The sequence below is a fragment of the Synechocystis sp. FACHB-383 genome (assembly GCF_014698605.1).
Taxonomy (GTDB): Bacteria; Cyanobacteriota; Cyanobacteriia; order Cyanobacteriales; family Microcystaceae; genus Synechocystis; species Synechocystis salina.
On sequence record NZ_JACJTJ010000013.1, the window covers coordinates 141142 to 151926 of the forward strand.

A 10785-nucleotide genomic window follows, 5' to 3' on the forward strand; every position below is an offset into this window, starting at 1 on the left:
AATACAATAATCCCATCACCACTGATCCCCCGGCGATCGCCATGGACCCCAATTATTTCCCCGGCAACGTTTCTCGGCCCATTTATCGTAAACAAGTCAGGCAATATCTCGCCATGGTGGCGGTGTTGGCCATGGTTAGCACCAGTTGCAAAGGCAATAACCCCAAAACGAACCAGGGTAGTGGGGCAGGCAATAACGAGAAAATCGAAGCTCTTTACTACACCAGTGTGGCGGAATGTAAAACAGACACCACCAATCAGGCCAAGGAGTATCAGGTTTTGGTGGAGGCTCACAAAGCCGGCAAATTACCCAATGCCCCAAGTCCGCCTCCCATTCGTCCTGAGGAATGTGAGGCCCAAATGAAAGCGGCTCAGGAAGAGCACCAACGCAATGCCCCAGTCTATGGCAGTCGAGCCGATTGTCAAACCGATGGCGTGATTTGTGAACCCACCCCCAGCGGCTATCACACCAGTGGTTATCGTCCAGTCTTTGGGGGGGCCTATTTTTATCCCTACGGTAACAGTTACACCTACATTTATTCCGGCGGTGTACAACGAAGGGTATTACAACCATCCATTGTCTATCGGGGGACAAATCCCGACCAGTTGATCACCCCCAATGGAGTCACTGTGCCCCGCACCACCACGGGCAAAGTTTCCACCTCCAAAGCGGTTACAGCCCCTGCTCCCCCCCGACCTGCGGGCACTGCTGCCAAGGGTACCATTTCTGGGCGTAGTAGTAATAAGGGCTTTGGTTCTACCTTTAAGGGCACTGGCCGGGGAGGTAAATAATGCAACCGATCAAAATTAGCCGTCGTCCCCGTTGGCGTCAGCATATCCAGGAAAATGCCTATCAAGCGGATGTGCTGAGTGATACGGCCCAGCAATATTGGGTGGAAGCCCTGCCCCAACCTTTTGCTATTCAGTTCAGCCCCCAGGAAGAAACGGCGATCGCCGAAGCTAGTGAACAACTATGGCAAATGTGTGTGGAATTTCTGGATTGGTTTTTTGACGAAGAGGATGACCCCGCCATTGATAGCAGGTTGGCCCAGTTGAAAATTCGCCCCGAATATTGGCCTGCCCTCAAAAACAGTTGGCATCGCACCGATCCGGTGGAAGATTTGAGCCTAGACACCCGCTTTGACTTGGTGGTGACCGACGATGGCCAGATTAAATTAATCGAAATTAATGGGGAAACTCCTCTGTTGGGAGCTGAAACTGTATATCAATGGAATTGGTTAGTGGATTACCAACGCAACCATAACCAGGGAGCCTATGCTTTACCCCAAAATGCCAGTCAATTTAATGAATATTGGGAAAGAACGGCGGGGCAATGGCGACGGATTTATGAAGAATATGATTTACTCCGCACTGGCATTTCTTTCTTAGTGGACGAACAGCTAGAAGAAGACAGTGAAATGGCCATGCAATTAATCCAAATTCTCCACGATGAAGTAGATGCAAATATCTATACCCAATTGGTTTATTTGCGGGGCTTAGAAGATGAACGGGGGCAACCAATGCAGAGGGGTTTGGGTCTAGATGAAGATGGTTATTTTATCGACCATGCCAACGAAAGAGTTCCCATTTTGTGGAAAATGTATGATTGGTCAGATTTACAAAATGATATGGCCAATGCTGGTTGTACCTCAGCTCTGGCTCAACGTTTAGCGGTGGGGGATGCCAAAGTCATTGAACCCCTATGGAAGCAAGTTTTATCCAATAAAGGGGCCATGGCTTTAATTTGGCAACAATTTAAAGATAGTCCATACGCTCGATATTTATTACCCACTTACTTTGAAAGTGATATTTCCCTCGAAGCAACCCGTTTGTTGTTAGAAGGGCTCCATGTTCGTAAACCTCTTTTAGGCATGGAGGGCATTGGTATTTCCATTGAATTGGGGGCTGGATCAGTGGAGAAACGCCCTAGCTACGGTTATGGGGAAGAGGGTTTTATTATCCAAGAATATATCGAACTGCCCCAAGCTTTTGATTACTATTACATGGTTGGTAGTTGGGTCATTGATGATACGGCTGCGGGGATTATTTTACGGGGGGACAAGGCTCGCATTACGGGGCGTCACTGTCTGATCATTCCCCATATTGTAGCGGCAGATTTTTTGTCAGTGGGTTAGGTGGTTAGTCCGAAAATTGAGGATATAGGATTGATGGTAAAATCTGTTTGTTTGGAAGATCAGCCCATAGAGTATCTCCCTACACTCTGTTTAAATTGTTGGGACGTGGATGAGTTAATTCCCATTGGTTATCGATTACCCCAGGGTGTTATTAATAACTTAGCCAATCACTTAAAAGAAGATTTTTCTATTCTCCTTAGTCGAGATGTTTATTCTGAAGGGGATGCCCAGTTTTTATACAATTATTTGCTGTCCCGCCAACGGGAATTATCAGCCAATTTTTTAGCGCTATTGCCCCTCTGGTTGGGGGATGAACAAAAACATTACCAAGCCTTAAGTCGAGTTTACATTGCTCTGTCTGGCTCAACTACCACGGCAATGGATAACAATTTCCATCGGCGATCGCCTAGCTTGGAACCCATTGCTTGGGTTTTGCAAGATGAATTCACCATTGTTAGTACCCTGGTGTTTGATGAATTGGGGTCAATGTTGTCTTACCGTCGGGACTTACAGGAATATTACCGACCCTTTGGGAAAACCTTTGCCAGAGTTGCCCAACATTTGGTACAGGATGAAGGTAGTCATTTTCGCCATTTCCTCAACATCCTGAAGCAAAATTATCCCCATCGCCTCAAAGAATTACCAGATTTTTTTCATAACCTCATCAAACTGGAAAAATCCCTGGGGCGTTATTACCACACTTTTTTATTGGACCATGCCCAGGAAATGCATCGTTTCCCAAGCCACTTTAGCACCGTTGTTATCCAATTAATTTTGGCGGAATTAAACCTTGGCGATCGCCCTAGCAGTGCTGTGATTAAATCCTTAACTCTTGTTTTGCCCTAATCTATGAGTTACTTAATTCGTCCCATGGAAGTTGCCGATCGCCCGTTGGTGACCCGCTGGGCCCAGCAGGAAGGATTTTGTCCGGGCATAGGGGATGTGGGGATTTTTTATGACACCGATAACGGCGGTGTTTGGGTGGGGGCATGGCAAGGAAAGCCTGTGGGTTGCATTGCCGGCATTCGTTATGACGAAAATTACGGTTTTATTGGTTTATTTCTCGTCCAACCAGAGTATCGGGGCCGGGGTTTTGGGGTGGCCCTCTGGCAAACGGCGATCGCCCATTTAGAAAATGTCCATTGCGTTGGTCTAGAAGCGGCTCTAGCAAGGGTGGAAGATTATCAAAAATGGGGTTTTCGCCCTGCTTATTACACCCGTCGTTATCGTTTACCCCCCGCCGATCGCCGTTCCTGTGTGCGGCCAAGTTTTGCTCCCGATTTGCCCCCCGGTTATCAACTGATGGCTGGGGATGAATTAACGGAAGCCAAAGTGCAAGCCTATGACGCCCGCCATGAAGCTACTCCTCGACCCCTGTTCCTCCACGAATGGTTGGGAAGGCCGGAGGGAAAAGTGATGGTAATTTTGGACGACCAGGGGGATTGCTGTGGTTACGGCCGTATTCGTCCCTGTCTGTTGCCCGACGATGAAGATGGTTTTCCCCAAGGTTGGCGTTTGGGACCCCTCATGGCGGACAGCACGGCTTTAGCGGGGGCTTTGCTAGATGTGTTACTTGGCGATCGCCAGGGTCCGGTCTTTATCGATGTGCCAGATGTGAATCAGGATGCCATTTATCTATTGGAAGAACGGGGCTTTGAACTGACTTTGTTAAATCTACGCATGTATAAGGGCAATCCCCCCCAACTTCCTTTGGAGGACATCTACGGCTTGGCCTGTTTGGAATTAGGTTAGGGATTCGCATTATTTATTATTTTGCCCTGGATTGTTAAGGCTATATTTTCAATATCTAAATACATTTGCTACTGTAGTCAATCAATTTGTACAATTCCAACGATAAATAACCCACTCATCTGTCAAGATCAAGACATAGGAATTGGTATTTTATCAATGAAAACTTTAACTTTATCTACAGCTACGCTCCTATTATTATCCCTGACTAGCATAGCTCCGGCAATGGCGCAATCTGAAACCATTAACTGCGTGAGAACCCGTGATGTAATTAATTGTTCTGATTATGGCAGTTTCCGTTATCAAGCTAATAACAATCACCGATATAATTCCCGCCCGACTGAAATTAGCTGTCTGCGGAACAATAATGTTATTAATTGCCCCAACTATGGCAGTTTCCGCTATCAAGCCAATAACAATAATAATAGGCGGTCTAATATTCGCTATAATCGTGAGTCGGAAATTAACAATCTGTTCCTGCAAGTGTTAGGACGCAATGCCACCAGTAATGAAATCCGGGACTTTACCCAAACCATGAACAGTCAAGGCTGGTCTTCGATACAGGTTCGTGAAAACCTAATTAATAGTGAAGAATTTTATCAATCTATTAATAATTTCTATCGGGAATATCTGGGACGAAATCTTGATAACAACAGCCTTGTAAGTTACCGTAACTTAATTGTTAATGGCCAAAGCTTGGCTGATATTAAGAATGAGATTAGCAACAGTACCGAAGCTCGCAATCGCAATTATAACAACCGTGATAACTACAACCAGGGAAATTATAATTCCGAACACCAGCGGCAATTCAATGATATGTATATCCAGGTATTGGGACGCAATTCCAGTGCCAGTGAGTTAAGGAATTATGATCAGTTTATAAATAATTCCAATTATTCCCTAGCCCAAGCTCGTCGGGATTTGGTTAATAGTCAAGACTTCAAGCAAGCATTAGATGTGGTCTACCAAGAATACCTAGGCCGTAACGCTGACTCAGAAGGACTACAGGGTTATCGCAATGCTGTTATCGCAGGCAGTACCTTTGAAAATGTAAGGAATGAAATTGCCAATAGTCCCGAAGCTAATCGGTACAATAACAACCGTAATAACGATGATTATTACAACCGGTCCGGCGGCAATTCACTAATTCAAGGTATTCTCTGCAATATTACAGAGATCTGCTTTTGAGTTGGACAATTCCAATTTCTAACTCAATTTCCCCCCATTTATCCTTGAAATTAATCCACTGTAGAGGTTAATTTGGGGGGCAGAGGCGATCGGGACTTGTTAGGCTGTCGATGCAAAGAACTAATCATCCTACGGGGGTCTGGCAAATTCAGATTCGAAGGGCGGCGATTCTCGTCCACCATAACCGTAATGTCCACCTGGATCGGATTTGCCAGTTCTGGGTAGATTAGCTCAACAGAGTAACTCACAGACCGGAATGGGGTGAACTGGCCCGATTTTTCCTTATCAGCATCAGCCGGGGCCTCGGTGCTCAATGGGGCAGCCGCGACGGGCTCTGATAGTTGCTCGTCTTCATCTTCGATCGCCATTATGGTAGCCATTACCGGTTCTAGGATTTCTTCTGGCTCGTCCTTTTGGACTGTCTTCTCATCTTCGGCAATTATTGGATCGATCAACACTTCTGCAGGTTTTATTTCTTCTGTTTCTTGATAAGCTCCAGGTTTTGGCATTTCTTCTACTCCGGCTGGAATGATCTCTTCTTGGGCGGAGATCGCCGGAGCGACGAGCACTTCTGGCTCTAGAACTTGCTCCTCGTTGGTTGCTTCTGTTTCTAATATCTCTAGGGGACTGCTGGAATCCGCCATCCTATTTTCAGTGAGTTTCACCCTCGTTTTTCTGTTCCATTGCAATGTCGGTAACGGCTCTGGATCAAGCTCTGGCACCACCATGGGACGCAGGGGATGGGGCACAATGGCATTATTTTCCCCATCTGCTTGACTATTATCTACTTCCAGCTTTGATTTCTCCGGTTCGGCACTCAATTTGGGCACTGTGACCGTAGCCATGGAGGGGGCAACCACTTGGAATTGAAAGCGGATTTGCCAATTTTCCCCACAGAGTTGATCAAACAAATCGGGCTGGGCGCTCAGTTGCCAGGTTCCTGGTTGAACCGTGTGTAAATCCAACAGGGAGATTAGACCTTCTTGGTTAGTGCGGCCTTGGAAATCATGATTTTCCACTTTGCCAGTGGCGGAAAAAAATTTCCAGCGCCATTGCACATACTTTTCAGGCACTGGCAGGCGGGCCGCTAGACGGTAATGGCCCACGGGCAGGGAACGGCAGGAATCTAGCGGTTGCCAACTGGGGTTATCGTCGGTTTTAAACCAAATTGTCCATGGGGTCATGGCAGGTCACAGAAAAGTTGGAGGTGAGGTAGGGTTATTTTTCCCTATGTCCCGCTAAACGTTGTTTGAGTTCCGTAATGTCTCCCATTAAATCCTGTAACTGCAAGGTTTCCTGGGCTTTACTGGCCAGCCATTTAAGCTGAACTGTGCCCGTTGCCATTTCCCCTTCTCCCAGCACTAAGCAGGCGATCGCCCCGGATTTATCAGCCCGTTTAAATTGTTTGCCAAAGGCGCTGGCACTCAGATCTAGGGCCACGGACAATCCCTGGCTGCGTAATTGTTGGGCCAAAATTAGAGCCTGGGGTTCCGCTTTTTCCCCTTTGGAAATGAGGTAAAAGTCCGGGCCGGGAACGGGGGGCGTGGCCATTTGTTGCAAAAGGATAATTAACCGCTCCAATCCCATGGCCCAACCTACAGCAGGGGTAATCGGGCCCCCCAATTCCGCCACTAAGCCATCGTAACGACCGCCGCCGCAAATGGTGGCCTGGGCCCCCAGATCGCTGGATTGAATTTCAAAAGCGGTGTGGGTGTAATAATCCAAGCCCCGCACTAGGGTGGGAGTGAGTTGGTAGGCAATGCCCAAATCCGTCAGCAGTTGTTGCACTTGGTCAAAGTGGCGTTGGGAGTCTGGCCCTAGGTGATCCAAAATGCTGGGGGCATCCTGAACAATTTCCTGGGTACGTTTAGCTTTACTATCCAAAATTCTGAGGGGATTGCGCTCCAGTCGGTCTTGGGAGTCTGGGTCTAGCTCGTCCTTAAAGGGAGTCAGATAACTGGTTAATGCTTCCCGGTATTTTTGACGATCGCCGCCGTTGCCAACAGAATTTAAGGCTAGGGAAAGGTTACTCAATCCCAAAGCTTTTAAAATGTCGGTGCCTAGGGCAATCACTTCCACATCGGCCCTCGGGTCAGCACTGCCCAATACTTCCACTCCCAATTGGTGAAATTGTCGTTGCCGGCCAGCCTGGGGTCTTTCATAGCGGAACATGGGCCCGGTGTACCACAGCCTTTGTACCCCTCCAGCGGCCTGTAAATTTTGTTCAATATAGGCCCGCACCACCCCTGCTGTGCCTTCCGGTCTGAGGGTAATGGGGCGATCGCCCCGGTCGGTGAAACTATACATTTCCTTGCCCACCACGTCTGTGGCTTCCCCAATACCCCGCTCAAATAGGGAAGTCTGCTCAAAAATGGGGGTACGAATTTCTTGATACAAGGCCCGGTCTAAAATACCCTTGGCGATCGCCTCTACCCACTGCCAATAGTTGGTTTCCGGGGGCAAAATGTCACGGGTTCCACGAATGGCTTGGATAGCTCCCATAGTTCGGCTCAGTTCCTGTCAAACAAAATACGTTCCTAACCTTAGCGGATTCCGAGGACCCATTGCTCCCCGGCGATCGCCGTCGGCACCGAGAAAAGCCTTAAGGTATATTGGCTAGGTGTAATCCCCCCTATGGTAGCTATCCCACCAGTAGTTCTCAATTCAGTAATCCATGCGTAATCTTCTTCGTTGGCTTCAAAATGACGACTTTGCCTATGTTGTCCAGCGGTTGATAGAAGGGTTGATTACCTTGCTACTAGCATCCCTATTAAGCTTTGCCATTATTCAGCTAGCCCCCGGCAGTTATCTCGATACCCTCCAGCAAAATCCGAAAATCTCCCCAGAAACAATCCAACAACTCAAGGTCCAATTCGGCTTGGATCAACCTTGGTATGTGCAATATTGGCGCTGGCTGACTCAAGTAGTGACCCGTTTCAATTTTGGTGAAAGCTTTGTCTATAACCGTTCCGTTGCTTCCCTACTAATAGAACGGATTCCCGCCACCCTGCTACTGGCCATAACATCTATCATTCTCACCTGGGCGATCGCCATTCCGTTGGGCATTGTGGGGGCCGTGCAACAAAATACATTAATTGACCGCAGTCTAAGGGTAATCAGTTACATCGGCCAAGGATTTCCTAGCTTTATCACCGCTCTACTCTTATTGTTCCTTGCCCAATCCGTTTCGCCTCTGTTACCGGTGGGGGACATGACCAGCATTGATTTTGCCGAATTTTCTTGGCCCCATAAAGTGTGGGATGTGGCTTGGCACATGATTTTACCTACCCTCGCTTTGAGTATCACCAGTTTTGCGGGGTTACAAAGGTTGATGCGGGGTCAACTGCTGGACGTGTTGCGCCAGGACTATATTCAAACTGCCAGGGCTAAGGGTCTGCCGGAAAATCGGGTTATCTACGTCCACGCCCTCCGTAATGCTATCAATCCCCTAATCACTATTCTGGGCTTTGAATTTGCCAGTTTGCTTAGTGGCGCTTTCATCGCCGAATTTTTCTTCAATTGGCCTGGCCTAGGTCGGTTAATTCTCCAGGCCGTCACTGCCCAGGATCTCTATCTAGTGATGGGTAGTTTAATGATGGGGGCAACTCTCCTCATTCTCGGTAATCTTCTAGCCGATCTATTGCTGAAATTCACCGATCCCCGCATTCAGTTGGCAGACCTAAAATAAAATTCACACTCAATTTGTGAATACTTGACTGGCAATATCCCGGCTACCAAGTTCCACCCCGATAAAACTGAAAACGGGCTACTCCCAAATCCATTGCCTGGGAATTGTCCCCCGGTGGTAGAGCAAAAACTCGAAATTGGTAAACTCCCGGTACATCGGGATTCTTCCAGGGCTTCAGACCAATGGTGACAATTTCTCCGGGGGAGATGGCTTGGGCAAACGTTACAGTGATTTTTCCCGTACTTCTGTCCCATTCCACCGACTCCAGGGCAACTTGTGCCCCCCGATGGCGGCGATCGCCTAAGAAAGCAAAGCTTTGATCCGGGTAAAAATTAATCGGATCTGGGTTGGGTTGCTGTTGAAAAACAACTCTGTCGAGGGGGTCCCCGGCCTGTTCCGGCAGGGAAATGGTGAAATAATACTTCGCCGCCGGAATGGAAACGGCATTAAAAGTAGTAGCGCTATCCATCAACTGGGGAGGACTACTGAAAAACAGCACTCCCCCCGGCAATTGCCCCGCTCCCGCAACGGATATTTTTGGCCCATAACTTCCACAGGACTGGGTTAAAACCAGCCCCGAGGCGATCATCAGGCTGATCACCTTTCTTAATCCGGCGGAAAGTACTTTTGTCATCATATTTTGGCTCAGTTGAATGAACTAATGCTCACGGGTCAACCCACTTCACTGACAAAAATGGGCCGGAGAAAATGTAAGGACATCTACCGCACAAACTTAGGCATCACATCCGCCGCCGTAAACAAACCCATCAAACCCTGACGATGTAGACCATAGCCTGCTTTCAAATAGCCAAAAGCTGGGCCGCAAACATTGGCCGCCATGCTAGTTTCATCCCCCAAAGTAAAGGTATGGCTAGAAAGTTTTCCTTCAAAGGTTCTGCCGGTAATTTTCACATGGGTACTCAACGGCTTTTTCGGATTACGGGTATCCACCACGCCCCCCACCGTCACTTGGTCTCGGTGACAGATGCCCGCCAATTCCAACATGATGTCGTCAGCGTGTTCCATATCCTCCAAAGCCAAAATGCCATTGGTTTGATCCAACAGAGCCGCAACTTCTTCATCACTCATAGCCTGGGCTTTATCAACATTGTACCCAGGCATATGGGCAATATCCTCTCGAATGGTGGCCCGATAAGCCTCCCAATTAGCAATACCAACCCCAAAAGTGATTTTGACCTGGTGAATTTCTTGGAAACTTTGGGCCGCCACCGCCGCCGCCGCCGTCAGTAAACCGGGGGTCGCTCCACAACCGGTCATATAAGTGATGCCTGCCTGGACTAAATCATGCCGTAATGTCAATAACTGCTCCACTGCACTGGTGCGTTTTAGGGCATCCACCAATACCCCCTGCCAGCCGGAGGCGATAAATTGCCTAGTCACATCCGCCATGAAAGTATTGGGCAGATTGGGCAACGCCAGGAAGTAACCATCCACCTCCCCCTGGCCAATTAAATCTTCAATGCTTTGCTCACTCATTTGTCCCTTATTGGCCTTCCCCACGGAACCCTGTTGAGCATAGGCCTGCACCGCATTATCCACATCAACACCATCGGCATCACAAAGATATCCATGGCGATCGGCGATCGCCACCAATACCATTTCCCGTTTAGGAGCTAAAAGCCTAGCCGCCGCTTGCCCTAAACCGCCAAAACCCAGAATGCCAACTCGCAAAGGAGCAGAAGTATAACTTTCCATTGATCCAAACTCGCAGAAACAACCCCCCCATTATCGGATGGAGGAGCTAAACGGAAGCGCACAAGTCAGAGAAGATAGAGAAACAATGTCGGGAGGGAAGAGTTGTAGGGAGGTGTTAGAAGCCCAAAGGCAGATGAGGAGGGGAATTGAGCGAATGTGGAAAAAAGATTTGAGAAAAGTGTTGACTTTTCCTGGGAAGGTGAGTATATTGATAAATGCGCGGTTGAGAGCGAAAGCGACTCGAAAGCGCCCCGAACCTAGACAAAGAAATAGTTTGAGAGACAGAAACCAGACCCTTGTTAATTCAATT

10 protein-coding genes are annotated in these 10785 nt (G+C 48.1%); 6 read left to right on the plus strand and 4 right to left on the minus strand.

Going from position 1 to position 10785, the window contains the following annotated elements; translation table 11 throughout:
• Positions 1 to 41: 41 nt before the first annotated feature.
• The 5 genes from H6G45_RS02880 to H6G45_RS02900 all read left to right on the plus strand — a co-directional run bounded on the left by H6G45_RS02880 (position 42) and on the right by H6G45_RS02900 (position 5071).
• Positions 42 to 791, plus strand: coding sequence for a DUF1190 domain-containing protein (locus H6G45_RS02880; protein ID WP_190596411.1), 750 nt, complete (start codon positions 42 to 44; stop codon positions 789 to 791).
• On the plus strand, positions 791 to 2134 hold the full coding sequence (locus H6G45_RS02885; RefSeq protein WP_190596412.1) for a glutathionylspermidine synthase family protein: 1344 nt from the start codon (positions 791 to 793) through the stop codon (positions 2132 to 2134). The genes H6G45_RS02880 and H6G45_RS02885 overlap by 1 nt, the downstream gene beginning before the upstream one ends.
• Positions 2135 to 2167: 33 nt before the next feature.
• Complete coding sequence (locus H6G45_RS02890) at positions 2168 to 2980, plus strand: hypothetical protein (protein ID WP_190596414.1); 813 nt, start codon at positions 2168 to 2170, stop codon at positions 2978 to 2980.
• A gap of 3 nt (positions 2981 to 2983) precedes the next feature.
• On the plus strand, positions 2984 to 3886 hold the full coding sequence (locus H6G45_RS02895) for a GNAT family N-acetyltransferase (RefSeq protein ID WP_190596416.1): 903 nt from the start codon (positions 2984 to 2986) through the stop codon (positions 3884 to 3886).
• A gap of 222 nt (positions 3887 to 4108) precedes the next feature.
• Positions 4109 to 5071 carry a hypothetical protein gene (locus tag H6G45_RS02900; protein ID WP_242018017.1) on the plus strand — a complete coding sequence of 321 codons (963 nt, stop codon included), beginning with the start codon at positions 4109 to 4111 and terminating at the stop codon, positions 5069 to 5071.
• Between the two features lie 50 nt (positions 5072 to 5121).
• On the opposite strand, the gene H6G45_RS02905 is transcribed toward H6G45_RS02900, so the two are convergent.
• Together H6G45_RS02905 and hisS are read right to left on the minus strand one after the other, a co-directional pair.
• On the minus strand, positions 5122 to 6255 hold the full coding sequence (locus H6G45_RS02905; RefSeq protein ID WP_190596418.1) for a hypothetical protein: 1134 nt from the start codon (positions 6253 to 6255) through the stop codon (positions 5122 to 5124).
• A 34-nt stretch (positions 6256 to 6289) separates the two neighbouring features.
• The gene (gene hisS, locus H6G45_RS02910) at positions 6290 to 7573 is read right to left on the minus strand and encodes a histidine--tRNA ligase (RefSeq protein WP_190596420.1); all 1284 of its coding nucleotides are present in this window, start codon (positions 7571 to 7573) and stop codon (positions 6290 to 6292) included.
• Positions 7574 to 7745: 172 nt separating this feature from the next.
• On the opposite strand from hisS, the gene H6G45_RS02915 reads away from it, so the two are divergent.
• Positions 7746 to 8759, plus strand: coding sequence for an ABC transporter permease (locus H6G45_RS02915; protein ID WP_190596422.1), 1014 nt, complete (start codon positions 7746 to 7748; stop codon positions 8757 to 8759).
• A gap of 43 nt (positions 8760 to 8802) precedes the next feature.
• Here the strand turns inward: H6G45_RS02915 and H6G45_RS02920 are convergent, their stop codons facing one another.
• Complete coding sequence (locus tag H6G45_RS02920; RefSeq protein ID WP_242018018.1) at positions 8803 to 9396, minus strand: DUF2808 domain-containing protein; 594 nt, start codon at positions 9394 to 9396, stop codon at positions 8803 to 8805.
• Positions 9397 to 9479: 83 nt separating this feature from the next.
• A complete protein-coding gene (locus tag H6G45_RS02925; RefSeq protein ID WP_190596423.1) occupies positions 9480 to 10475 on the minus strand; it encodes a saccharopine dehydrogenase-like oxidoreductase in 996 nt (331 codons plus the stop codon).
• Positions 10476 to 10785: the final 310 nt, after the last annotated feature.